General features: G+C 59.5%; 18 protein-coding genes. 7 read left to right on the top strand and 11 right to left on the bottom strand.

Annotated features, from left to right (window positions below; all coding sequences use genetic code 11):
- Positions 1 to 10: 10 nt before the first annotated feature.
- The 5 genes from KW829_RS04055 to KW829_RS04035 are packed head-to-tail and all read left to right on the top strand — an operon-like array spanning position 11 to position 5,178.
- Positions 11 to 1,627 carry an ABC transporter substrate-binding protein gene (locus KW829_RS04055; protein WP_042715015.1) on the top strand — a complete coding sequence of 539 codons (1,617 nt, stop codon included), beginning with the start codon at positions 11 to 13 and terminating at the stop codon, positions 1,625 to 1,627.
- Positions 1,624 to 2,661 carry an ABC transporter permease gene (locus KW829_RS04050; RefSeq protein WP_218307653.1) on the top strand — a complete coding sequence of 346 codons (1,038 nt, stop codon included), beginning with the start codon at positions 1,624 to 1,626 and terminating at the stop codon, positions 2,659 to 2,661. The genes KW829_RS04055 and KW829_RS04050 overlap by 4 nt, the downstream gene beginning before the upstream one ends.
- The gene (locus KW829_RS04045) at positions 2,658 to 3,563 is read left to right on the top strand and encodes an ABC transporter permease (protein WP_218307652.1); all 906 of its coding nucleotides are present in this window, start codon (positions 2,658 to 2,660) and stop codon (positions 3,561 to 3,563) included. Before KW829_RS04050 ends, KW829_RS04045 begins: the two co-directional genes overlap by 4 nt.
- Positions 3,535 to 4,395, top strand: coding sequence for an ABC transporter ATP-binding protein (locus KW829_RS04040; protein WP_218307651.1), 861 nt, complete (start codon positions 3,535 to 3,537; stop codon positions 4,393 to 4,395). The genes KW829_RS04045 and KW829_RS04040 overlap by 29 nt, the downstream gene beginning before the upstream one ends.
- Before the next feature lie 9 nt (positions 4,396 to 4,404).
- Positions 4,405 to 5,178, top strand: a complete 774-nt coding sequence (locus tag KW829_RS04035) for an ABC transporter ATP-binding protein (RefSeq protein ID WP_218307650.1) — start codon at positions 4,405 to 4,407, stop codon at positions 5,176 to 5,178.
- A gap of 75 nt (positions 5,179 to 5,253) precedes the next feature.
- Here the strand turns inward: KW829_RS04035 and yegS are convergent, their stop codons facing one another.
- Positions 5,254 to 6,153, bottom strand: a complete 900-nt coding sequence (gene yegS / locus KW829_RS04030; RefSeq protein WP_089599854.1) for a lipid kinase YegS — start codon at positions 6,151 to 6,153, stop codon at positions 5,254 to 5,256.
- Between the two features lie 141 nt (positions 6,154 to 6,294).
- Here yegS and KW829_RS04025 point away from each other — a divergent pair, with 141 nt between their 5' ends.
- On the top strand, positions 6,295 to 6,795 hold the full coding sequence (locus KW829_RS04025) for a DUF523 domain-containing protein (protein ID WP_042715021.1): 501 nt from the start codon (positions 6,295 to 6,297) through the stop codon (positions 6,793 to 6,795).
- 162 nt (positions 6,796 to 6,957) lie between these two features.
- On the opposite strand, the gene yegQ is transcribed toward KW829_RS04025, so the two are convergent.
- The 9 genes from yegQ to yegD all read right to left on the bottom strand — a co-directional run bounded on the left by yegQ (position 6,958) and on the right by yegD (position 21,446).
- Complete coding sequence (yegQ, locus tag KW829_RS04020; RefSeq protein WP_218307649.1) at positions 6,958 to 8,319, bottom strand: tRNA 5-hydroxyuridine modification protein YegQ; 1,362 nt, start codon at positions 8,317 to 8,319, stop codon at positions 6,958 to 6,960.
- A 154-nt stretch (positions 8,320 to 8,473) separates the two neighbouring features.
- A complete protein-coding gene (locus tag KW829_RS04015) occupies positions 8,474 to 8,806 on the bottom strand; it encodes a YegP family protein (RefSeq protein WP_010433711.1) in 333 nt (110 codons plus the stop codon).
- A gap of 134 nt (positions 8,807 to 8,940) precedes the next feature.
- Positions 8,941 to 9,663 (bottom strand): two-component system response regulator BaeR, encoded by a 723-nt coding sequence (gene baeR / locus KW829_RS04010; protein WP_010433713.1) that lies wholly within the window; start codon positions 9,661 to 9,663, stop codon positions 8,941 to 8,943.
- Entirely contained in the window at positions 9,660 to 11,063 is a 1,404-nt protein-coding gene (baeS, locus tag KW829_RS04005) for a two-component system sensor histidine kinase BaeS (protein ID WP_218307648.1), read from the bottom strand. Before baeS ends, baeR begins: the two co-directional genes overlap by 4 nt.
- Positions 11,060 to 12,475 carry an MFS transporter gene (locus tag KW829_RS04000; RefSeq protein WP_120157856.1) on the bottom strand — a complete coding sequence of 472 codons (1,416 nt, stop codon included), beginning with the start codon at positions 12,473 to 12,475 and terminating at the stop codon, positions 11,060 to 11,062. Before KW829_RS04000 ends, baeS begins: the two co-directional genes overlap by 4 nt.
- The gene (gene mdtC / locus KW829_RS03995) at positions 12,476 to 15,553 is read right to left on the bottom strand and encodes a multidrug efflux RND transporter permease subunit MdtC (RefSeq protein ID WP_211449588.1); all 3,078 of its coding nucleotides are present in this window, start codon (positions 15,551 to 15,553) and stop codon (positions 12,476 to 12,478) included.
- A complete protein-coding gene (locus KW829_RS03990; protein ID WP_218307647.1) occupies positions 15,554 to 18,676 on the bottom strand; it encodes an MdtB/MuxB family multidrug efflux RND transporter permease subunit in 3,123 nt (1,040 codons plus the stop codon).
- Positions 18,676 to 19,878, bottom strand: a complete 1,203-nt coding sequence (locus KW829_RS03985) for an MdtA/MuxA family multidrug efflux RND transporter periplasmic adaptor subunit (protein WP_108416552.1) — start codon at positions 19,876 to 19,878, stop codon at positions 18,676 to 18,678. Before KW829_RS03985 ends, KW829_RS03990 begins: the two co-directional genes overlap by 1 nt.
- Positions 19,879 to 20,093: 215 nt before the next feature.
- Positions 20,094 to 21,446: a molecular chaperone gene (yegD, locus tag KW829_RS03980; protein ID WP_218307646.1), complete on the bottom strand. Its 1,353-nt coding sequence runs from the start codon at positions 21,444 to 21,446 to the stop codon at positions 20,094 to 20,096.
- A 130-nt stretch (positions 21,447 to 21,576) separates the two neighbouring features.
- Here yegD and alkA point away from each other — a divergent pair, with 130 nt between their 5' ends.
- Positions 21,577 to 22,449 (top strand): DNA-3-methyladenine glycosylase 2, encoded by an 873-nt coding sequence (gene alkA, locus KW829_RS03975; protein WP_218307807.1) that lies wholly within the window; start codon positions 21,577 to 21,579, stop codon positions 22,447 to 22,449.
- Here alkA and KW829_RS03970 read toward each other — a convergent pair.
- Positions 22,414 to 25,743, bottom strand: a complete 3,330-nt coding sequence (locus KW829_RS03970; protein WP_218307645.1) for a diguanylate cyclase — start codon at positions 25,741 to 25,743, stop codon at positions 22,414 to 22,416. The genes alkA and KW829_RS03970 overlap by 36 nt on opposite strands.
- Between the last annotated feature and the right edge of the window lie 167 nt (positions 25,744 to 25,910).

The following is a 25,910-nucleotide window of genomic DNA, read 5'->3' as shown; positions in this document are numbered from 1 at the left end:
CGATATATACATGAAACGATCTCCTTTAGCCGGGGCGTGCTTGCTCGCGCTCTCGCTGATGATGGGGAGCGGTGCGGCGGTTGCAAAAACGCCGCCCGACCAGCTCATCATCGGCATGAATATGAACAACCTCCTGACCCTCGACCCGGCGGCAATGACCGGTAACGAAGTGGTTGGCATTGTGGTCAATCTCTATGATTCGCTGGTGGAGCTGGATCCGAACGAGCTCACCAACGTCCGGCCCGCGCTGGCAAAGTCATGGGATATTTCGCCGGACCGTCAAACCCTGACCTTCCATCTGCGCGATGACGTGAAGTTTCACTCCGGCAACCCGCTCACGGCGGAGGACGTGGTCTGGTCGATGCGCCGCCTGCTGCACCTCAACCTTGCGCAGGCGTCGGTGTGGAAATCCTACGGATTTTCAAAGAAAAACATCGATAGCCACATTAGCGCACCCGATGCGAACACGGTGCAGATTGTCCTGCCAAAGGCCAACGACCCGCAGCTGGTGATTTACTCCCTTGGCGCGCTCGGCAACCTCGGCGTGCTGGACAGCAAAACGGTGCAGCAGCATGCGGTCAACAACGACTGGGGCAACCGCTGGTTGACCACCAACGAAGCCGGTTCCGGCCCGTTTATGCTGGAGACCTGGCAGGCGAAGGACGTGCTGCGCATGCAGCGTAACCCGCACTACTGGCGCGACGCGCCGAAGATGAGCCGCGTGGTGCTGCGCCATTTCCAGGAGTCGCAAACCCTGCGCCTGATGATTGAAAAGGGTGACCTCGACATTGCCAACAATATGGCGGTGGCGGACATCAACGCCCTGCGTAAAGACCCCCAGCTCACCGTGGAAGCCGTGCAAAAAGGCACGGTCTACTACGTGGCGATGAGCATGAAGGAGGCCCATTTCGCTAACCCGAAGGTGCGCGAAGCGGTGCGCTACCTGATTGACTATCAGGGCATCAATAAAGCGCTCATGCCGGGCTACGGTGTGCTGCACCAGCGCCCCATCAAGGCGGGTATGCCATCAACGCTGCCGGACCCGGGCTATAAGCTCGATATCCCTCGTGCCAAAAAACTGCTGGCAGAGGCGGGTTATCCGGACGGATTTGATACGACCCTGAGGGTGCTGGCGGATCAGCCGTTCCTGAACATTGCCATTGCGGTGCAGTCAACGCTGATGCAGGCGGGGATTAACGCCAAAATCATCACCGGCACCGGGAACCAGATCTACGGCGCAATGCGCGAGCGCAGGTTCGACATGCTGGTCGGGCGCGGGGGCAGCGGGGTAGAGCCACATCCGCACTCCAGCCTGCGCGCGCTGGTCTATAACCCGGACAACAGTGACGAAGCCCGGCTGACCAATTTCCAGGGCTGGCGCACCAGTTTTTACGATAAGCCGCTCAACGAGATGATCGACAAGGCCCTGCTGGAGCGCGATCCGAAGAAACAGGTCGCCGACTACCAGCAGATCCAGGTGCGCTACGACGCGCTGATCCCGGCGATGATCCCCCTGTCGCAGATGGTGGATTCGGTGGTGGTGCGTAACGAGGTGAAGAACTTTCAGTCGCACCCGTCGGCCACGACCTTCCTGCGCGACGTCTACAAAACCGGAGGTGAAAAATGAGCGTGGCGATCCTCGCGCCCGGCTCCCGGACCCGGCGCTTCTCAAAGCGGCTCACGCAGGTGCTGGTAACGCTGTTCGGCCTGCTGCTGCTGACCTTTTTCATCGGCCGCGTGATGCCCGTCGACCCGGTGCTGGCGATTGTTGGCCCGGATGCCGACCACAGCACCTACCAGCAGGTCTATCACCAGCTGGGGTTCGATAAATCTCTGCTGACGCAGTTCGGCATTTACCTCAGTAACCTTCTGCACGGCGATTTGGGCAACGCGCTGCTGACGGGCAAACCGGTGACCGCCGATATCCTGCGCGTTTTCCCGGCGACGCTTGAGCTGGCGACGATGGCGATTATCGTTGGCGCGGGCTTAGGCATCCCGCTGGGGGTGCTGGCGGCGGCGCGTCGCAACAGCGTTTCCGACTACGTGGTGCGCATCATCAGCCTCGCGGGTTACTCCACGCCCATTTTCTGGGTCGGGATGATGGGGCTGCTGCTGTTCTACGCCTGGCTTGGCTGGGTGGGGGGCGCGGGACGTCTGGATCTCGGACTGGAGGGGGTAGTCCCACGCCGCACCGGACTGATGACGGTGGATGCGCTGCTGGCCGGGAACGGCGCGGTGTTCTGGAACGCCGTTAACCATCTGGTTTTACCGGCCTCGCTGCTCGGCTTCCACTCGCTGGCCTACATCAGCCGCATGACCCGCAGCTTTATGCTGGCGCAGCTGTCGCAGGAGTTCATCATCACCGCGCGAGTAAAAGGCTTAACCGAGCGTCAGGTGATCTGGAATCACGCGTTTCGCAATATCCTCGTACAACTGCTGACGGTGGTGGCGTTGGCCTACGGCTCGCTGCTGGAAGGGGCGGTGCTGATTGAGACCGTCTTCTCCTGGCCGGGCTTCGGCTCGTACCTCACCGGCAGCCTGCTGCTTGGGGACATGAACGCGGTCATGGGCTGCGTGCTGCTGGTGGGGGTTATCTTCGTGATGCTCAACCTGCTCTCCGACATGCTTTATCAACTCTTTGACCCGAGGACGAAATCATGACCGTTTCTCTGGATACGCCGCTGGGGGCAGAGCCGTCAGAAAACCGCCAGCGTATCAAACGTACGCTGGGCCGCGCCGCCGGTTTTGTCGGCAAGATGGCGCGCAACCCGCTCACCGCCATCGGCGGCGGGATTATCCTGCTGCTGCTGATTGTGGCGGCCTTCGCGCCGCTGATCGCGCCATACAATCCGCTGGTACAGGACCTTAATAACGCGCTGGTCGCCCCGAACGCGCAGCACTGGTTCGGCACCGACGAGTTTGGCCGCGACATCTTCAGCCGCCTGGTGTACGGCTCGCGCATCACGCTCTATATCGTGCTGCTGGTCTCCGTGACCGTTGGCCCGCTGGGGCTGCTGCTGGGCGTCACTGCAGGCTATTTCGGCGGCAAGGTGGATGCCGTGCTGATGCGCGTGACCGATATCTTTATCTCCTTTCCGAGCCTGGTGTTGGCGCTGGCGTTTGTGGCGGCGCTCGGGCCCGGGCTGGAGCACGTGGTTATTGCGATCACACTCACCGCCTGGCCGCCGATTGCCCGTCTGGCGCGCGCCGAAACGCTCTCCCTGCGTCAGGCCGATTTTATCTCCGCCGTGCGTCTGCAGGGGGCGTCATCGGTGCGCGTGCTGTGGCGCCACATTGTGCCGCTGTGCCTGCCGTCGGTGATTATCCGTATCACCATGAACATGGCGGGGATCATTCTCACCGCTGCCGGATTGGGCTTCCTCGGCCTTGGCGCACAGCCGCCGGAGCCGGAGTGGGGTGCAATGATCTCCAGCGGTCGCACCTACATGATGGAGTGCTGGTGGGTAGTGACTATTCCGGGGCTGGCGATCCTGATCAACAGCCTGGCGTTCAACTTCTTAGGAGATGGCCTACGTGACATCCTCGATCCTCGTAGCGAATAACCCGCTGCTCGACGTGCGCGACCTCCATGTCGATTTCATCAACGGCGGCGCAGTAACCCACGCGGTGCGCGGCGTCTCTTTCCAGCTCGGACGCGAAAAGCTGGCGATTGTCGGCGAGTCCGGCTCCGGCAAATCCACCGTCGGGCGGGCGCTGCTGCGCCTGCATCCGGCCAAAGCGCAAATCAGCGCTTCGCGGATGCAGTTTGGCGACGTCGATTTACACTCTGTCAGCGAGGCGCAGATGCGCGGCATTCGCGGCAAGCGTATCTCGATGATCATGCAGGACCCGAAATACTCGCTTAACCCGGTGGTTTGCGTGGGCGATCAAATTGCCGAAGCCTGGCTGACCCATCATCCGGGGCGCAAGGCGGAAGCGAAAGCCAAAGTGCTGGAAATGCTCGATGTGGTGCGCATTCGCCAGCCCGGGCGGGTGTATCACCTCTATCCGCACGAGATTTCCGGCGGGCAGGGGCAGCGCATCATGATCGCCATGATGCTGATCACCGACCCGGAGCTGGTGATTGCCGACGAACCGACCTCGGCGCTGGACGTGTCGGTGCGTTTACAGGTGCTCGGCCTGCTCGACGACCTGGTGCAGTCCCGCGGGCTCGGGCTGATCTTTATCAGCCACGACATCAACCTGGTGCGCAGCTTCTGCGACCGGGTGCTGGTGATGTACGCCGGGCGCGTGGTGGAGTCGATTGCCGCGAAGGATCTGCACAACGCGAAGCATCCGTACACGCAGGGTTTAATCAGCGCGCTGCCTGAAATCAACCATCGCCGTCCGACGCTGCCGGTATTACAGCGTCAGGCCAGCTGGCTCACCGAGTAAGGAGCAGAGATGATCGAGATTAACCACCTCAACCTGGCGTTCGGCGAAGGCGAGAAGCGCAATCAGGTACTGGACGATGTGAATATCAGCGTGAAAGAGGGTGAGATTTATGGCCTGGTGGGGGAGTCCGGTTCGGGCAAAACCACGGTGCTGAAATGTCTGGCCGGGCTGTTTACCCACTGGGACGGTGAGCTGGCGATTGGCGGCAGGCCGTTGGAAAAGTGCATCAGCCGGGAACGGTGCCGTCGGGTGCAGATGGTGTTTCAGGACCCGTACGGCTCGCTGCATCCGCGCCACACTATCGGGGATATTCTGGAGGAGCCGCTGCAGATCCACGGCATAAAAGACCGCGACAGACGTATTCATACGTTGCTGGATAAGGTGGGGTTAAACCGGGCCTTTCGCGACCGTTATCCGCACCAGCTTTCCGGCGGCCAGCGCCAGCGCGTGGCGATTGCCAGAGCGCTGATTCTGGAGCCGCAGGTGCTGCTGCTGGATGAGCCGACCTCGGCGCTGGACGTCTCCGTGCAGGCGGAAATCCTCAACCTGCTGGCGGAGCTTCAGCGTGAGTCAAATTTGACCTACCTGATGGTAACGCACGATCTGGGCGTGATTGCCCACCTGTGCCAGAAGGTGGCGGTGATGCAGTACGGCAAAATCCTCGAAAGCCTGACCGTCGACGCGCTGGTGGCCGGACAGGCCAAAACCGACTATACGCGGATGCTGGTCAATGCCAGCCAGCAGTATTCCCGCGAGATGGCGCGAGAGGTGGCGGTGTATTAGGGGGGGGGGCGGTCTGGTGCCCTCACCCCGGCCCTCTCCCACAGGGAGAGGGAGAATGACATCCCCGACAAAACCTCAGCGCAAAAGCGCACAGTCCGGCGGTAATCGGCACTGCAGCGCGCCCGGTAAAACCTCAATACGGAACCGCTCTCCACTCAGCGGTTCACCATCAAGGTTAAACGTCATCCCGTGTGGGGCATTCACTTCAAACCATGCCGATTTCCCGGCGATGATATTTGGACTCTCTTCCGGTTGCGTCAGCGTGGTGAACAGCGCAGGCAGCAGGCCGTCACCGGTGAAAATCCGCAACTGGAGCTGGCCGTCGTTGATCAACGCTTCCGGGCAAAGCTGTTGTCCGCCGCCCGCCTGACGCCCGTTGCCGATGCCAATCACCAGCGCGTCGCCCTGCCAGTGGAAGTTCTCACCGTGGATTTCACAGCGGTCGGGCTTCAGCGTGTCCATGCGCATTAGGCCGTGGATCAGGTATGACACGCCGCCCAGCGCCGCCTTTAGCTTTTCCGGCGTTTCGCTGGTAATGCGCGTACCGAAGCCGCCCGTCGCCATATTGATAAAGCAGGTTTTATCATTCACCTGCGCAATGTCTACGGCGGTCGCTTTACCCAGAATTGCCAGCTGTAGCGCTTTCCCGAAGTCTTCTGGGATCCCGGCACTGGTGGCAAAATCATTAGCCGTGCCAAGCGGCAAAATCCCCATCACCGGGCGGTCTGTCGTCGACAGGTCGATAAGCGCGGAGGCGATCTCATTGATGGTGCCATCGCCGCCGCCGGAAATAATGGTTTTGACGCCCAGCCGGATGCCTTCATCGATGTACCGTGCCGCGTCGCCTTTTTCAAACGTCACCCGCACGTGAATGCGCGCACCGTCTTCCCGTAATTCGGCAATGGCCTGGCGAAGCACATCGTTGCCCGCACTTTTGCCGTTGAGAATCAATAAACTGTCTGGATAGGTTGCCATCCGCGCTGCTCCCTTTTTTAGCGTTAGTTAGAGTGTATAGCAGAGAGGAAAAAAGCGGGTAAGAACAGGATGAAAGGGACAAAAAAGGCAAGAAAGCGCGTTACAATTCAGCGATGAGATTCATGTAATCACAGAAAAGCGATGATAAATAAAATTCTGGTAAGCGCATGTTTGATGGGCTTCAAAGTCCGTTATAACGGTAGTGAAAAATCCCGAATGAACGCGCAACTCGCACGTTGGCAACAGGAAGAACGTTTGGTTATCCACTGTCCAGAGCTTGCTGCCGGATTGCCTGTACCCCGTCCACCGGCAGAGATTATCTCTGCTGACGGTAAAGACGTGATGCATGGGCAAGCCAGGATAATCGAAAATACAGGGCTGGATGTGACTGAGCAATACCAGCTTGCAGCCTGGCTCGCGCTGCGTACCGCTCTGGAATCAGGCTGTAGCGCCGCGTTGTTAACTGACGGCAGCCCAACGTGCGGCAGCCAGGTTATTTATGACGGTTCTTTCAGCGGTATACGCAAGACGGGCATGGGGGTTGCGGCATCGCTGCTCGCAGAACATGGCATCGCGGTGTTTTCAGAGGAGCAAATCGCCGAACTTATCGCCTGGATTGAGGAAAGAGAAGGCAAAAAATAAGCCCACGTAAGGGAGATTACGCGGGCTAAGGAGGTGGTTCCTGGTACAGCTAGCATTTATGGGTTATGTTTTTCAGCGCTGGGGATAATACCCGTATTGAACGAAGCGGTATGTGATCCGATTCTAAGAATTATCCCGATATGAAAAAATCCCGCTGATTGACTATTTGCTGTGCGGATTACGGGTGTTTTCACCTTCAAAATTACGCATCAGCAGTGCGAACTCCAGCTCGACCTCTTCAGGAACCGGCAGCCAGACGACGTGTCCGTCGCCCGGTGCGACGTCAATCGCTTCACCCTTTTTGTTTTCCAGATGCTCCAGACGGAAGTTCATGTTGCCCTGCGGGGTCATGAGCTCCAGGCTGTCGCCTTTGGTGAATTTGTTTTTCACCGCCACGGCCGCCAGCACGCCTTTGCGCTCGCCGGTGAAATCGCCGACAAACTGCTGGCGCTCAGAAATGGAGTAGCCGTGCTCGTAGTTCTGATAATCATCGTGGGTATGACGGCGCAGGAAGCCTTCGGTGTAGCCGCGATGCGCCAGACCTTCCAGCGTCTCCAGCAGGGTGGTATCGAAAGGTTTACCGGCAGCGGCATCGTCGATAGCCTTGCGGTACACCTGCGCGGTGCGTGCGCAGTAGTAGTAGGACTTGGTGCGGCCTTCGATTTTCAGGGAGTGCACGCCCATCTGGGTCAGACGCTCGACGTGCGCGATGGCGCGCAGGTCTTTGGAGTTCATGATGTAGGTGCCGTGTTCGTCTTCAAAGGCGGTCATGTACTCGCCCGGACGCTTGGCTTCTTCAATCATAAACACACTGTCGGTTGGCGCGCCGACGCCCAGCGTTGGCTCAACGTTGGTCACCGGGATCGGCTCGTGCTTGTGCACGATGTTGCCGATGTCATCCTCTTTGCCTTCCTGGACGTTATATTCCCAGCGGCAGGCGTTGGTGCAGGTGCCCTGATTCGGGTCGCGCTTGTTGATATAGCCAGACAGCAGGCAGCGGCCGGAGTAGGCCATGCACAGCGCACCGTGGACGAAAATCTCGATTTCCATATCCGGCACCTGGGTGCGGATCTCTTCAATCTCTTCGAGGGAAAGCTCGCGAGACAGAATGACGCGGGTTAGCCCCATCTGCTTCCAGAACTTCACCGTCGCCCAGTTGACGGCGTTGGCCTGCACGGAGAGGTGAATATCCATCTCCGGGAAGTGCTCCCGAACCAGCATGATTAAACCCGGGTCCGACATGATCAGCGCGTCCGGCCCCATCTCCACGACCGGCTTCAGATCGCGGATGAACGTTTTCAGCTTGGCGTTGTGCGGCGCGATGTTCACCACCACGTAGAATTTTTTGCCCAGGGCATGCGCTTCGTTGATGCCGAGTTGCAGGTTCTCGTGGTTGAATTCGTTATTGCGCACGCGCAGCGAGTAGCGCGGCTGGCCCGCGTACACCGCATCGGCACCATAGGCGAAAGCGTAACGCATATTTTGCAGCGTTCCCGCCGGGGAAAGGAGTTCCGGTTTAAACATGATTGTTCTCGTTCTGATGACAGGTCAGATCCGCGTGCACCTGGTGCAGCGGTAAGGGGAGATCCCCCACTTTAAGGGCGGGCATTGTAGCGCTGTGGGGCAGGGAGGTAAAGCGCCGGGTCGCGTCACCGCGCTCCCGGCGTGCTTCGTACCGTCAGGTGTTATCTTTTACCGTCTGGGCAGACCCGTTGGTTTTGACCGAGGCTATGCCCTTATCACGCGATTGTTCCGTTGCATAAAGCTGGCTGCTGCCAATCACCTGATGGTTGCCCGCCTTTAGATTGAAATGGAACTTACCGTTCGAAGCCGTTTTCTTATCAAAGCGCTCGTCCAGGGGGCTGTTTGTGCGTACGGATGCAATGCCGTTTTCAGCCGCGCTTTTGCTGGTATAAAGCTCGCTGGTGAGAATGATCTCACCGTTGCCAGCTTTCAGCACAAACCTGAACTGACCATCACTGCTTTTACTTAATTCGAACCAACCAGACATAGGTACTCCTTTATCGAAGTTAAAATTATCAGCACCAGTTATAAATAAGCGAACCGGTAAAAAGAGTATGGTTGATTCATGGATTGATTCCAGAAAAGAAAAACCCGCCAGAGGCGGGTTTCAGAGGGGATATGTTACACAATCCTGCAGGCATCCGCTTCCCAGCGATACCCCACGCCATACACCGCGCGAATGAACGACTGGTCGGCATCCAGCGCCTCCAGCTTGCGGCGCAGGTTTTTAATATGGCTGTCGATGGTGCGGTCGGTCACGACGCGGTAGTCGTCATACAGGTGGTTCAGCAGCTGTTCGCGGGAGAACACTTTTCCCGGCTCGTGGGAGAGGGTTTTCAGCAGGCGGAACTCCGCAGGCGTCAGGTCCAGCAGCTTGCTGCGCCAGCTTGCCTGGAAGCGGCTTTCGTCGACAATCAGCGGGCTTTCGGCGTCGAGCACCTGAAGCTCGCGCTGCGGCTTGCAGCGGCGCAGAATGGTTTTCACGCGGGCGACCACTTCACGCGGGCTGTAAGGTTTGCAGATATAATCGTCCGCGCCTATTTCAAGTCCCAGCAGTCGGTCGATTTCTTCTATTTTGGCGGTCACCATCACGATGGGCACGTCGGAGAAACGACGAATTTCGCGGCACAGGGTCAGGCCGTCCGTACCCGGCAGCATCAGGTCAAGCAGGATCAGGTCCGGCGGCGTCTGGCGTACGTAGGGCAACACCCGATCGCCATGGTTAATCAGCGACGGGGCATAGCTTGCCGCGCGTAAATAGTCGATCAGTAACTGCCCAAGCTTAGGCTCGTCTTCCACAATCAAAATCCGTGGCGTGTTTTCGTCAATCGGTAACTCGGTCATGCTTCTCTCGATAAATCCCGTTCCAGAGGTAACTCTACTGTAATGCTAACCCCGCCAAAAGGCGAATGGGCGGCGCGGAGGGTGCCGTTGTGGGCTTCGACGATGTTGACGCAAATCGCCAGCCCCAGCCCGGAGCCGCCGCTGGCGCGGTTACGCGATCCTTCAGTGCGATAAAACCGCTCAAACAGTCTCTCCAGCTGCGCATCCTGCACGCCGGGGGCGGAATCCGCGAAGGTGAGGGCGAAGCGTCCGTTTTCCTGCCTGCCGGAAATATGCAGCCCGCCGCCGCTGTCGGTGTAGCGCAGGCTGTTTTCCAGCAGGTTGTTGAACAGCTGCATCAGTCTGTCTTTATCGCCAAACACCACCGCGCTGTCCGGCAGGGAGAGGTCGATTTTCAGGTTGCGGCTGGCAAAGCGCTCGCGGAAGGCGCCGCTGATCACTTCCAGAATGTTAATCACGTCGACCGGCGCTTTCTGGTAGGCCAGCGCGCCTTCGTCGGACATGGAGAGCTGATGCAGGTCGTCCACCAGCTTGGTCAGCGTACCCACTTCCGCCTGCAGCGAGGCCACGGATTCGGGCGTAAACTGACGCACGCCGTCCTGAATCGCCTCCAGCTCGCCGCGCAGCACCGCCAGCGGGGTGCGCAGCTCGTGGGAAATATCGGCCATAAAGTCGCGGCGCATCTGCTGGTTCTTCTCCAGCGTGCTGGCGAGCTGGTTAAAGTCCTGCGCCAGCTTGCCCAGTTCGTCCTGGCTGCGGGTGTCGACGCGGGTGGTAAAGTCCCCGGCGGCCAGCCTGTGCGTGCCTTCCACCAGCCGTTTCACCGGGGCGAGCAAACCGCGCGCCAGCGGGAAGGTGGCAAGCGCGGCGAGCAGCGTCGACAGGGCGACAATCAGCCAGCTGGTCTGACGCTGCTGGCGGTCAAAGTTAATATCGGTATTGCGCGTCAGGCGTTCAACCGGCGAGGCGATCACCCAGCCCACCGTGGCGCCGTTAGCGGTGATGGCGCGCCGCGTGCCGTCCGGCGGTATCGGTGCGCGCGGCCCAACCAGCGTGCGCATCTCCTGGTCTATCACCCAAAACTGGGTGCGCCAGCCGTGTGGCGGCATGCCCGGGCCCGGGCGGTCGTCGTCATTATCGTGCTCCAGCGAGCGCAGGATCTGGAAGATAAATCGGTCATTATTGCGCAGGAACCGCCAGTTGCCATGCTGCGTATACTGCTCGCCCAGCGCATCGCTTAACCCCTGCAGGCGCTGTTCGTTGCCGTGCTTGATGTAGTCAATAAACCCGCGCTCAAAGCTGACCCGCACCGCCCAGTGCATGGTGATCAGCAGGACGATACAGGTGGCAAAAATCGCCACAAAGAGTTTGCCGGTAATACCCGGACGCCAGAATTTCATGGTGCACTCCTTTTGCCGCGTCGGATCACGACGTTCTTTGTGGTGTCATTCGGGACTCTGGCGAAGATGACGGCGGGCAAGGCGATAATCACCGCCATGCTGAGATAGGTATATAAAAAGACCTGATGCGCAACGGGCGTGTCCACGCTGAGATGGTGCTGCCCGTACATGCCGAGCAGCAAGCCCGCAATGGTCACGCCGACGCTCATGGAAAGCTGCATGACCATCGACAGCAGGCTGTTGCCGCTGCTCGCCAGCTCGTCCGGCAGATCTTTCAGCGTCAGGGTGTTCATCGACGAGAAGCGCATGGAGTTGATGATCCCCTGGCAAAACAGCACCAGCGGCAGGACGTAATACCAGCCCATCAGCGCCACGGCCATAAACAACAGGCTTACCAGCGCCAGCCCCAGCGTGGCGGCGACCAGCACGTGGCGGTAGCCAAAGCGGTTCACCACCTGCACCACGATACGCTTCATCCCCATGCTGCCGAGCACCATCGGGATCATCATCAGGCCCGCGTGGAACGGCGAAAAACCCATGCCAATTTGCAGAAACACGGGCGTCATAAACGGCAGCATCCCGCTGCCAATACGCCCGGCAAAGCTGCCGAACAGACCAAGACGGTAGGTGGGGTTTTTAAACAAATTCAGGCTGAACAGCGCCTTGTCATTCTCGCGAGCATGCCACAGATACCACAGAATGGCGGTGATGCCGATAACGACCAGCATCCCCAGCGTCAGGGACGAAATACCCAGCCCCTTTTGCCCGTCGAGCGCCAGCGTGAGCGTGGCCATGCCCGCCGCCAGCAGGATAAAGCCGAAGAAATCAAAGCGCCGCGTCTGCATTTTGTAGTTCGGCATCAGCGTCAGAGTGGCGATGGCGCCGATGATGCCCACCGGCAGGTTGATTAAGAAAATCCAGTGCCAGGAGGCGTACTCCACCAGAATCCCACCCAGCGCCGGGCCCAGCAGCGGCCCCACCTGACCGGGTAACGTCACAAAGGTCATCGCCGCCATATACTGCTCGCGCGGCACAATCTTCATCACCGTTAGCCGCCCGACAGGCACCATCATCGCGCCACCGACGCCCTGCAGCACCCGCGCCATCACCAGCTGGTCGAGGGTGTTGGCCTGGGCGCAAAACAGCGATCCGGTGGTAAACAGCACGATGGCGGTAAAAAAGATATTGCGCACGCCCACTTTGTCCGCCAGCCAGCCGCTGGCAGGCAGCATGACCGCTACCGTCAGCACGTATGAGACAATCACCATATGCATGTGCAGCGGGCTCTCACCCAGGCTTTTCGCCATCGAGGGGAGGGCCGTATTAACGATGGTCGTATCCAGCGACTGCATAAAGAAGCCGAACGCGACTATCCACAGCTGCCAGCGAACGTTATTGGGGAGGTCGGTCATTTACTCGGTCACCGTGGTTCTCTTTTTACGTGAAAAGCGCAGCCGCAGGCGGTCAAAGAACAGATAGACAACCGGCGTGGTGTACAGCGTCAGCAGCTGGCTCATTACCAGCCCGCCGACAATGGTGATCCCCAGCGGCTGGCGCAGCTCAGAGCCGTCGCCGCCCGAAATCACCAGCGGCAGCGCGCCAAACAGCGCCGCAAGGGTGGTCATCATGATCGGACGAAAACGCAGCAGGCAGGCCTGGAAGATCGCCTCCTCCGGCGACAGGTTGCCGTTGCGCTGGGCGTCCAGCGCGAAGTCGACCATCATGATGGCGTTTTTCTTCACAATACCGATTAACAGCATAATCCCGATGAGCGCGATGAGGCTGAACGGCGCGCCGAACAGCTCCAGCGCCAGCAGTGCCCCCACGCCCGCTGACGGTAGCGTCGAGAGAATGGTCAGCGGATGAACGTAGCTCTCATACAGCACGCCCAGCACAATATAAACCGTCGCAATCGCCGCCAGAATCAAAATCACCTGCGAGTTCATCGTCTCCTGGAACACCTGCGCCGTGCCGGCAAAGCTGCCGCGCACGGTGGACGGTACGCCAAGCTGCGTCATGGCGCGGTTGATAGCATCGCTGGCCTCTGAGAGCGACGAGCCGGTTGGCAGGTTAAACGAAATGGTCGAGGCCGCCGAAAGGCCCTGATGGTTAACCGACAGCGGCGCATTTGACGGCTGCCAGCTGGCGAAGTACGACAGCGGGATGGCCTTGCCGTCGCTGTTGATGACAAACATCTTGTCCAGCGCGCTGATGTCCTGGGTGTAGCGCGGGTCAACCTCCATCACCACCTTGTACTGATTCATCGGCTGATAGATGGTAGAAATCTCGCGCTGACCAAAAGCGTTGTTCAGCAGGCTGTTAGCCGCTGCCACGTCAATGCCCAGCCGCGACATGGTTTCGCGGTCGTAGGTGAGCGCCATCTCCGCGCCGTTGTCCTGCTGATCCGAGTTGACGTCCGCCAGCGCCGGCAGGGCGGCCAGCGCTTTACGGATCTTCGGCTCCCACTCGCGCAGGGCGGCTAAATCATCCGAGAGCAGAGTGTACTGATAGCTGGCGTTGGCCTGACGACCGCCGACGCGGATATCCTGAACGGCCATCAAAAACAGATTCGCGCCCGGCTCTTTGGCGAGCTTCACGCGCAGGCGGTCAATCACCTGCTGCGCGGTAAGATTTCGCTCGTCGCGGGGCTTGAGGGTAATAAACATCATCCCGCTGTTGACGCGCGACCCGCCAGTAAAGCCGGTGACGTTATCTACCGCCGGGTCTTCACGAATGATCTTCATAAAGTCCTGCAGCTTGCCGCGCATCGCCTGGAACGAAATGCTCTGGTCGGCCTGAATACCGCCCATCAGCACCCCGGTATCCTGCTCCGGGAAGAAGGTTTTCGGGATGGTGATATACATCCAGACGTTCAGGCCAATGGTGGCGATAAGCACCAGCCCGACCAGACGTGTATGGTTTAGCACCCACTTCAGCGATGTACCGTAGCCTTCCTGCATCGCCATCAGGACACGACCAAAGCCTTTACGGCGCGGCTGGGTGTGGGGCTTGCTGCGCTTGAGCATCCAGCCGCACATCATCGGCGTGAGCGTGAGCGAGATAACCAGCGAGATACCTATCGCCACGGAGAGCGTGACGGCAAACTCGCGCAGTAATCTGCCCGGCAGCCCGCCCATCAGCAGCAGCGGCAGGAACACCGCCACCAGCGACAGGCTCATGGAGAGCACGGTAAAACCAACCTCGCGCGTCCCTTGCAGCGCCGCCTGCAGCGGCTTCACGCCCGCTTCCAGATGGCGGGAGATATTCTCCAGCACCACGATGGCGTCATCCACCACGAAGCCGGTGGCAATCGTCAGTGCCATCAGCGACAGGTTGTTAAGGCTAAAGCCGCACAGGTACATGGCGGCAAAGGTGCCAATCAGCGAGACCGGAACCGCCACCGCCGGGATCAGCGTCGCACGGCCTGAGCGCAGGAACAGGAACACCACCAGGATCACCAGCGCCACGGAGATGATCAGCGTCTGCTCCACCTCTTCAAGCGAGGCGCGAATGGTCGGGGAGCGATCCTGCGCAATCTGCAGATCGATGGCCGCCGGAATGGTCTCCTGCAGCTCCGGCAAGCGCTCGCGGATGCTGTTGACCGTCTGGATGATGTTGGCTTCCGGAAGCTTGCGGATCATCAGCAGGATCGCCGGTTTGGCGTTGGTCATCCCGGCGTTACGCACGTCCTGCACCGAATCGGTGACGCTGGCAACGTCGCTTAAGCGCACCGCCGCGCCGTTGTTATAGTGAATAATCAGCGGCTGGTATTCCGCGGCGGTTTTCAGCTCGTCATTGGTCTGGAGCTGCCAGCGGTGGCTGCCGTCCTCAATCGCCCCCTGCGGTTTGCGCACGTTGGCATTGCTGATGGCGGAACGCACGTCGTCCAGCGACACGCCCTGATTAAACAGCGCCTGCGGGTTCAGCCCCACGCGCACGGCGGGCAGGGAGCTGCCGCCGACGTCAACGTCACCCACGCCGTCAATCTGGGCGATGGTCTGCGCCAGCTGCGTAGAGGCGAAGTCGTACAGTTGACCCTGCGAGTAGGTGTCCGAGGTGAGCGTCAGGATCATGATCGGCGCGTCGGACGGGTTGGCTTTACGATAGGTCGGTCGGCTCGGCATACCGCTCGGAAGCAGGCTTTGTGCGGCGTTGATCGCTGCCTGCACGTCGCGGGCGGCACCGTTAATATCCCGGTCGAAGCTGAATTCCAGAATAATGCGCGTGCTGCCCAGCGAGCTGCTGGAGGTCATCTCGTTGACCCCTGCAATGCGCCCGAGCGAACGCTCCAGCGGTGTGGCGACCGACGAGGCCATGGTTTCCGGCGACGCGCCGGGCAGCGAGGCACTGACCATGATCACCGGGAAATCCACCTGCGGCAGCGGGGCCACCGGCAGCAGCCGGAAGCCGAGCACACCGCACAGGGTGATGGCGACGGAGAGTAAAATTGTCGCCACCGGGCGGTAAATGAAGAGGGCGAAAAACTTCACTTACGCCTCCTCTTCACGTTTCGGGAAGCGGCTTTTCGCCCACAGCGCCAGGCGGTCAAACAGCAGGTAGATCACCGGCGTGGTAAAGAGCGTCAGCACCTGGCTGACCAGCAGACCGCCAACCATGCCGATCCCCAGCGGGCGGCGCAGCTCAGCACCGACGCCGGTGCTGAGCATCAGCGGCAGCGCGCCCAGCAGGGCGGCGAGGGTTGTCATCAGGATCGGACGAAAACGCAGCAGACAGGCCTGGAAGATGGCATCGCGCGGCGACATCCCCTGCTCGCGCTCGGCGGCCAGGGCGAAGTCGATCATCATGATGGCGTTTTTCTTCACAATACCAATAAGCAGGATAATGCCGATGATGGCAATGACGTCCAGCTCGCTGCCCGCCAGCATCAGCGCCAGCAGCGCCCCCACGCCTGCGGTCGGCAGGGTAGAGAGGATGGTGATCGGGTGAATAAAGCTTTCGTACAGCACGCCGAGCACGATGTACATCGCGACCACCGCCGCGACGATCAGCCAGACGGTGTTACCCAGTGCGGCCTGGAATGCCAGCGTGCTCCCCTGGAACTGGGTCTGAATGTCAGACGGGAAGCTGAGTTCTTTTTCGGCGCTCAGAATGGACTCTACCGCTTCGCCCAGCGAGTATCCGTCCGGCACGTTAAACGAAATGGTGGTGGATGGGAACTGATCCAGGTGGTTGATTGACAGCGGGGTAAAACGTTCCTCCACGCTGGCAATGGCGCTTAACGGCACGATCCCGCCGTCTTTACTGGTCAGGCGCACCGAGTCCAGCGCGGCGAGGCCCGGCGTGTTATCCGTGTTGTGCTCCAGCACCACGCGATACTGGTTTGCCTGGGTGTAGATGGTGGAAATCAGGCGCTGACCAAAGGCGTTATAGAGCGCGTTGTCCACGTCCGCCATGGTAATGCCCAGACGGCTGGCGGTGTCACGGTTGACGTTCACGTACGCCGCCAGCCCTTTATCCTGCCAGTCGCTGCTGACGTCCGCGAGCTGCGGCAGCGCTTTCAGTTTTTCCACCAGCTGCGGCACCCAGGTGCTGAGGGCATCCAGCGTGGTCGCCTGTAGGGTGAACTGATACTGCGTGCGGCTGACCTGGGTATCAATGGTTAAATCCTGAATGGGCTGCAGATAAAGCGCAATGCCCGGCACCCGCGCGACGGCGTTTTGCAGACGCTCAATGACGGCGTTAACGCGGTCGTCACGGTCATCCAGCGGCTTGAGGTTGATCTGCAGGCGTGCGCTGTTGAGCGACGGATTGGTACCATCCACCCCCACGTAGGCGGTCAGGCTCTCCACCGCCGGGTCCTTCATAATGATTTCAGAGACCTGCTGCTGGCGCTGCGCCATACTGGCGAACGAGACCGACTGCGGGGCCTGCAGCGTGCCCTGAATAATGCCGTTGTCCTGGATCGGGAAGAAGCCTTTCGGAATGAAAATCCACAGCATCACGCTGAGCGCCAGGGTACCCAGCGCCACGCCGAGCGTTGCCCACGGATGGTTCAGGACTTTCGCCAGCACGCGACCGTAAGCGGCAATGATCCGGTCAAACATGCGCTCGGAGGCTCGCGAGAAGCGGTTTTGTTTGCGCAGCGACTCGTGGCTCAGCATGCGGGCGCACATCATCGGTGTCAGGGTCAGCGAGACCACGGCGGAGATCAAAATGGCGACCGCCAGCGTCACGGCAAACTCGCGGAACAGACGTCCGACGATATCGCCCATAAACAGCAGCGGGATCAGCACCGCAATCAGCGAGAAGGTCAGCGAAATAATGGTAAAGCCGATTTCGCCCGCGCCCTTCAGCGCGGCGGATAAGGGCTTCTCACCTTTTTCGATATAGCGCGAAATGTTCTCGATAACGACGATGGCGTCATCCACCACGAACCCGGTGGCAATGGTCAGTGCCATCAGCGTCAGGTTGTTGATCGAAAAATCGAGGAACACCATCACCGCGAAGGTGCCGACCAGCGAGAGCGGCACGGCGACGGCGGGGATAATGGTTGCCGGGACGTTGCGCAGGAACAGATAGATGATCATGACGACCAGCGCAATTGCCAGCATTAGCTCAAACTGGGTGTCGGTAACCGACGCGCGAATGTTGGTGGTGCGGTCGGAAAGAACTTTCACGCTGACCGATTTCGGCAGGCTTTCGATCAGCTGCGGCAGCATGGTGCGAATGCTGTCGGCGGTGTCGATGATGTTCGCGCCAGGCTGGCGCTGCACGTTCATCACGATCGCCTGCTGCTTGTTGGCCCACGCCCCCAGCCAGCTGTTTTCCGCCCCTTGCTCTACGGTCGCCACGTCGCCCAGACGGATCGGCGCACCGTTCTGGTAGGCCACAATGAGCTGACGGTATTCATCGGCAGACTGCATCTGGTCGTTGGCGGAAAGCGTCACGGCGCGGGTTGGGCCGTCCAGCGAGCCTTTCGCCGAGTTGACGTTAGCATTGCTGATGGCGGTGCGGATGGTTTCGCTGGTCAGGCCCAGCGCGGCAATGGCCTGCGCGTTCAGCTTCACGCGAACGGCCGGGCGCTGGCCGCCTGCCAGCGTAACGAGGCCCACGCCCGAGACCTGCGAAATTTTCTGCGCCACGCGTGTTTCAACCATGTCTTCCACCTGCGTCATCGGCATGGCGGAGGAGGTGACGGCGAGCGTCATGATCGGCGGATCCGCCGGGTTCACCTTGCTGTAGACCGGCGGGTTAGGCAGGTCAGACGGCAGCAGGTTGGTGGCGGCGTTGATGGCGGCCTGTACCTCCTGCTCGGCGACGTCCAGCGAGAGCGTCAGCTGGAACTGCAGCGTCACGACGGATGCCCCACCGGAGCTTTGCGAGGACATCTGCTTCAGGCCAGACATCTGCCCAAACTGGCGCTCCAGCGGTGCGGTAATGGCGGACGTCACCACGTCCGGGCTCGCACCCGGATAGAGCGTTACCACCTGAATGGTTGGATAATCCACTTCCGGCAGCGCCGACACGGGCAAGAAGCGGTAGCCGATAATCCCGGCCAGCAGGATCGCCACCATCAACAGCGTGGTGGCGACAGGTCGCAAAATAAACAGGCGTGAAGGCCCACCTGTAGAGCCTGGTGGCATCACCTGCATCAGGCTTTCGCTCCCTGTTTCGCGGGTTCAACCACTTCCACTTTCGCACCTTCGGTCAGGCGGTCGATGCCGTCTGTCACCACACGGTCGCCAGCGGAAAGCCCGGCGGCGATCACCACCGTCTGGCTGTCCTGAATCCCGGTTTTCACCAGATGTTTACTGACTTTATTGTCGCTGTTCAGTACCCAGACGAAGTTACCTTCGTTACCCATCTGCAGCGCAGCCGTTGGGATCACCACCGCGTTCTCTTCGGTCGCGACCAGCATTCGCGCATTGACGAACTGGTTCGGGAAGAGAGCATCGTCCTGGTTGTTAAAGCGCGCCTTCAGCTTGATGGTGCCGGTCGTTGTGTCGATCTGGTTATCCAGGCTGAGCAGAGTACCTTCGCTCAGCTTCTGCTTGTTGGTGCGGTCCCAGGCTTCCACGACCAGCCCCTTTCCGGCTTTTTGCGCCTGCACCACGGTGGCAATTTCGCTTTCCGGCAGGGTAAAGACCAAATCGATAGGGTGAGTCTGGGTGATGACTACGATGCCCGTGGTGTCGCCGCTGGAGATCTGGTTGCCGATATCGACCTGTTTCAGGCCCACGCGTCCGTCAATCGGCGCGGTAATGCGGCTCCAGTCCAGCTGCAGCTGTGCGCTGGCGACGGCGGCTTCGTCGGCTTTGAGGGTGCCCTGCGTTTCGCTGACCAGCGACTGCTGGGTGTCCAGCTCCTGACGTGACACGAGGTTGGTTTTCACCAGCTGCTGGTAGCGCGCTAAATCGCGGCGAGCGTTGGCGAGGGTAGCTTTGTCTTTCGCGAGCTGGCCCTGCGCCTGGGCGAGGGCAACCTTGAACTGGCTCGGGTCGATTTCCGCCAGTAAATCACCCGCTTTGACCTGCTGTCCTTCCTGGAAGTGAATGGCCTGAAGCTGACCGTCGACGCGGCTGCGCACCGTCACGGTGTTGGCGGCGGTAATGGTCCCGAGGCCGGTAAGATAGCGAGGAACGGCCTTGTTTACCGCCGTTGCCGCCTGTACCGGTGCCAGCGCACCGCCGCGCATTCCGCGACGACCTCCGGCGGCTGGGCCCTGCGACGCGCTCGTGGCACCGGCGGGTGCCGGGGCGTTAGCGGATTGGCTGTGCCAGTACCAGGCGGCGGCAAGGACCACCACAATGATGCCAGCGGCGATTGCCCAGCGGGATTTGTTACTGCCTTTCATCGTTATACGTTCTCATCCTGAAACACTTCGGGGAATGATACTAGTTTAGTCAGCTAACACAGCGGAAAAATGGAGGAAATATGGAAGACTGTCAGGAATGGTCTGAGTGTGGCGATCTTTTTAGCCGGGTGGCGCTTCGCTTACCCGGCCTACGGTTCGAGGATTTTGTAGGCCGGGTAAGGCGAAGCCGCCACCCGGCACCCGGCACAGCAGCACTACCTAAACATCACCTGTGCCCAGCGCGCCAGACCGGCGGTAACGGAGCCAAAGTCATCGCCGCCTGCAATCGGAATGCCCGGCAGCTGTTCCGCCAGCGCTTTCTTGATCAGCGGCGACCTTGCGCTACCCCCGGTCAGATAAATCACGTCCGGCTTCTCTTTGCCGTTCTCCAGCGCCAGCTGCACCTGTTCCAGGATGCGCTGCAGCGGCTGAGCAAGTGCGGTTTCCAGCCCATCCTGCGAAATCGCCGTAGCCAGATCGTCACTGATAAACGGCAGCGAGACCGCATGTTCTGCGCGGTCGGAAAGCGCAATTTTACTCTCTTCCGCAGTACGTACCACGCGGTAGCTCAGGCGCTGACGCCACACTTTATACAGCAGCGCGACCTTGTCGGCGTCCTGCGCGTCGCGCACCAGATCGTTCAGGAAGCGGCCGTTCGCGGTGCTGTAAAAATCACTTTGCGCAGGCACGTCGTTAATGGCAATCGCGTTCCACCACGGCAGGATCGGCAGGGCGATGCCTTTTTCCGTTTGACCGCCCATGCCGAGCAGCGGCATCAGGCTCTTGAATGCCAGCGCGATATCCAGATCGTTACCGCCTACGCGGCAGCCGCTGTGCCCCAGCAGGCTGTTTTCACGATCGCGACGGTTATGCCACTCTGGCCCCATCAGCAGCAGCGAGCAGTCCGTGGTACCCCCGCCGATATCCACGACTAATACGCGTTTTTCTTCCGTCAGCGTGGCTTCAAAATCCAGCCCGGCGGCAACGGGCTCATACTGGAACACCACGTCGCGGAAGCCCGCACGGTGCGCCGCACGCTCAAGGATCCCCTGCGCCTGCTGGTTGGCCTCGTCGCCGCCCAGCCCCTGGAAGTTAATCGGGCGACCAATCACCGCCTGGGTGATGGCATCCGGCACCTGGGTTTGCGCCTGATGACGGATGTGCAGCATCATGGCGCACACCAGATCTTCAAACATCGCCACCTGCTGCGGCTTCAGGCCGCTGGCACCCAGGAAGGATTTCGGTGATTTGACGAAGTAAACCTCTTCCGGATCTTCAATATAGTGACCGAGCGAGGAGAGGCCGAACTGCACGCTGGACGGCGTAACGTCGATATCTTCTTCACGGTTAAAGCTGACCGCACGGCGCAACAGCGCCTGGGTTTCCGCTGCGGTAGCGGGAACCTGGTGATGGCGGAACAGCCATTCGCTGACCGCTTCGCGCGTTGGCGCGCAGAGCATTGACGGCAGCAGCGTGCTCTCTTTCTCCATTTTCAGGAGCTGCGGCTGTCCGTTTTGCATAATCGCAACCGAGCAGTTTGCCGTACCGTAGTCGAATCCAATAAACACGATAAATCCCCATGCCAGTGAGAAGGGGCGAGACTTTAACGAAATGTCTTCATGGCGACAACAGGAATATGAAAGCAAGGCGAAACAGGACCTTTCCGTTTATGCTGTGGAGAACCCAAAAGGAGAGATGATGTACACCCTGACCTGGCAACCCCCTTACGACTGGCAGTGGATGTTTAGCTTTCTTGGCGCGCGTGCGGTCACGGGCATTGAAACCGTCACGGGCAACTACTACGAGCGCAGTTTCGCCTGCGATGGCCATCGGGGTGTCTTTCGCGTGACGCCAGATACCGCGGCCCATACGCTGGTCGTGACGCTCAGTCCGGGACTTATCCCGGTTGCGCAGACCTGCCTTGAGCGTATAGCGCGCCTGTTCGATCTCGCCTGTAATCCACAGCTCATCGCGGATACGCTGGGCGATCTCGGTGCCGCGCGGCCGGGCTTGCGTTTGCCAGGGGCAATGGATGCCTACGAACAGGGCGTTCGGGCCATTCTTGGACAGCTGGTGAGCGTGGCGATGGCGGCGAAACTGACGTCGCGCGTGGTGGCGCTGTGCGGCGAACCGGTGGCGGATTGTCCGGGCTATCTCTGTTTCCCCACGCCGGACGCGCTGGCGGCAGCGGATCCGATGGCGCTGAAAGCCTTAGGCATGCCGGTAAAGCGGGCGGAGTCGTTGATTCATCTGGCACAGTCGGCGATCGACGGGACGTTTCCGCTTTCCCCGCCCGCGGATATTGAGGCCGGAATGAAGGCGCTACAGCAGCGGCCGGGAATTGGTCGCTGGACGGCAAACTATCTGGCCCTGCGCGGCTGGCAGGCGAAAGATGTCTTTCTGCCGGATGATTATCTGATTAAGCAACGCTTCGCCGGCATGACGCCCGCGCAAATCCGTCGCTATGCCGAACGCTGGCAGCCGTGGCGCTCCTATGCGCTGTTACACATCTGGTATACCGACGGCTGGTCACCCTTAATTGATAGCGAAGTAACTGGTATTCAGCAGTAGCTCCAGCGGCTGCGCTTCAGCGATGGTATCGCCGTAAATGAAGTCGATACCAATGCCTGAAAGCGTATCCATGACGATCGGCTGATGACAGGGCCCCGCCAGAGTATTCATCCCCAGACGCTGAGCGTGCCCCTGGATAATGGTCACCATCATTTCGTCCATCAAATTGCCGTGAACGTTGTTAACCACGTCGGTATCCAGCATCAGATAATCAGCCATGTTGGGGCTCAGGTGGTTAACGTCATTCATATCGCGTCCCACGTGGCTTAACACCACGCGGCAGCCCGCATGGCGGAGTTTTTGCAAATTACGCTGCGCGTTTTCATTCGGGTTGCGCACCACGTCAACCGGGATAACCAGATGCAGCAGACGGCCGGGCAGCGGGCTTTTCTCAAGCAAATCGAGCAGTTCATCCACCAGCGTGACGCTGGCTAATCCGGCTTCCGAGAGCGGCAGGGCAACGCCCATGCCTTTTGCGGCAACGGGCGCGGCAAAAGTACGGAAGAACTCGTTGAAGATCCGCCTGTCGAGGGCGTGCAGCAGTTCAGGCTCTGCCAGACCTGAGCGGAAGGCATGCTCTTCCTGCATTTCACCCTGGCTGGTCCACAGGCGGAGCGACAGCAGCCAGAAGCTGGCGCTTTCCGGAATGCGCGGGGAGGCGACGCTGCGGGCTATCATCATCAGGTGATTGTCTTTGATCATATGCCACTGCTCGTCCAGTGACATCATGCTGCGGTTGCTGTGGATCCGCTCCTGCTGTGGCTCGTAGAGCGTGACCACACCACGTCCGCTGTTTTTCGAGGCATAACAGGCGATATCTGCCTGAGACATCACTTCCGCCGCCTGATGGTTACTCTCATCAATCAGCGTGATACCCGCGCTGGCGCCGATCCGGTGCAGCCGTCCTTCCCACGTGAAGTGATAGTTATTGATGGTGTTAATCAGCCGTCCCGCGATATATCGCGCGCTTTCGAGATTGCAGTCCGGCAGCAGGAGGCCAAACTCATCCCCGCCCAGTCGCGCCAGAACATCGCTGGAGCGTAGCATGGTCAGCATGAGGGAGGAGAGTTCCCGCAGAAGGGCGTCGCCCGCGGCATGACCTGCCGTATCGTTAACGGCTTTGAAGCGATCGAGATCGATAAACACCAGCGCATGGCGCTGGTGCGTTTCCTGCACCGTTTGCAGCAGACGTTTGAGATGGTTCTCGAAACTGACGCGGTTTGCGAGCCGGGTTAGCGCATCATGGGAGGCGCTATAGCTCAGCTGGCGCAGCATTTTGCGCGACTCGGTCACGTCCTGAATCACCAGTACGGAGCCAATATTGTGCCCGTCCAGAGTACTTAATGGAGTGATGCTGTAGTGAATGTCGAAGCTCCCGCCGTTGCGGCAGTTGAGCACCACGTCCTGTTCGATATCGGACCGTGACATATCGCCGCTGTGGATGTTCTCCATCAACGGTCCATTTTCGCCAAAGGTAATGTGCAGCACGCGCAGAATCGGTTGCCCGATGGCCTCGGTTTGCGGCCAGCCGCTCATCTTCTCGGCGACCGGGTTCATAAAGGTAACGTTCATGTCGATGTCGGTACAGATCACCGCTTCGCCGATGGAGTCGAGCGTAATATGCAGACGTTCCTTTTCCTGGAACAGCGCTTCGTTAAGCTGCTTCACCTCGGTCATATCCATATTGATGCCGAGCAGGCGTTCCACCTCGCCCTGCTTGTTCAGCACCCGATTGGCCAGTGAACGAATGTGGCGAATGCCGTCCTTCACCCGAATGCGAAATTCCAGCTTAAACGGCAGCCTTGCGATTAATGAATCGCGCAGCACTTTTTCTGCATGCTCCCGGTCTTCTGGCACCATGGCGTCATGCCAGAGCTGCCAGGTCGGTTTGATGTGCGGCGGGATTTCGTAAAGCTCGAACATCCGCTTGTCCCAGCTAATAATATCCGGCTCCAGATCCCACTCCCAGATGCCAATCCCGCCCGCTTCGTTGGCGAGCGTAATGCGCTCCATCAGGCGTTTGTTGACCCACTCGGTTTGTTTCAGGTCGTTAATATCTTCAATCTGGGCGATGAAATAGAGCGGCGTGCCGTCAGCATGACGGACAACGGAGACGGCGAGCAGCGCCCAGACAACCTCGCCATTACGGGTGTAATAGCGTTTCTCCAGCGTGTAGGTATTAATTTCGCCGCTTACCAGTTGCTCAAGTTGCTCAAGGTCGGTGTTCAAATCCTCAGGCCAGGTCAACTGCTGGAAGGTGAGGGACTGAAGCTCCGTCTGACTATAGCCAAGGAAATTGCATAACGCTTTGTTGGCCTGCAGCCACTGGCCTTCGATCCCCACCAGCGCCATACCGATGGCGGAATACTCCATCGCATTACGAAAACGCTCTTCGCTTTCGGTGATGTGCTTGCGTTCGGCGCGAAACGCGTACATCACCATCGTCATGACGTTGGCGGGCAGCAGCATCATCAGGAAGGGGAGCCAGGGGGCGTTGAACGCAACGATAACATTCTGCGGCGTTATGGACGCCGGATTTCTTGCCATCATCAGGGAGACCATCATGATAGTGGCTAAAAATACCAGGTAGGCTTCCATCCGCGGCAGACGAACGGCGCTCCACATCAGCAGAACGATGACGCAGGTGAAAGGCCACGGGAGCCAGGTGATCGCCGCCCAACAGAGCACCAGCGTTATCACCGTCGTCACCAGCGTTTCCAGCAGCAGTTTCGGGTTACGGTGACGCAGCAGGTAGTGTGGTTTAAACAGCAGTCCTAGTGGCACCAGCGCCAGCGCGCCGATGGATTCCGACAACACCCAAATGAGGAAATTACGCAGGGGTTCAGGGTTCGGTACCAGTAAATAAACCAGTACCCCGCCCACAAGAGGCGGGATCAACGCACTGCCCACGGCCAGGCGGATCCAGTCGTTCAGGTTCTGCAGCGGGTTGTACCAGGGGAGCAGTTTGCGTAACAGTAACGCCCCAACGCACGCCTCGATAATATTCACAAAGGTATAGGCGAGGTTGAGGGATCCCCATGAGAACAGCATCCACGAGGCCAGAATATTGCCGAACGAACAGGCCAACGCAATGCCCGGCCACATTTTCCCGGCGTGGCGATAAAAGGCCACCATCATGATGGACGTCGGGAACCACAGCGGTGCCAGCAGCGTACCAAAGCGGGTTAGCTCGAGTGAAAATAAGGTAAAAATGAAGGTGACCAGGCCCAGGCAGACAAGTCGTAATAAAGGATGTGGGGTGGTAACCAAAACCCGTTGGTATTGTTTATTCATTACCGCTCTATCCAGGGACGCCATGCCGTCAGGAGCGAGGTCCGGGCGCGTGAAAGGATTAATTTCGTTTATGCTAGTACAAACAATTTACAAATCATATGCTGACTGCTCAGATTTTGACATCATAGACTTATTAAATAGTTACTCCGGGAAAAATTCCGGGTGAA

This window comes from Enterobacter sp. ENT02 (assembly GCF_019219165.1).
Lineage (GTDB): Bacteria > Pseudomonadota > Gammaproteobacteria > Enterobacterales > Enterobacteriaceae > Enterobacter > Enterobacter mori.
The sequence above is the reverse complement of the archived record's forward strand: the minus strand, read 5'-3'. Positions and strand labels throughout refer to the sequence as shown.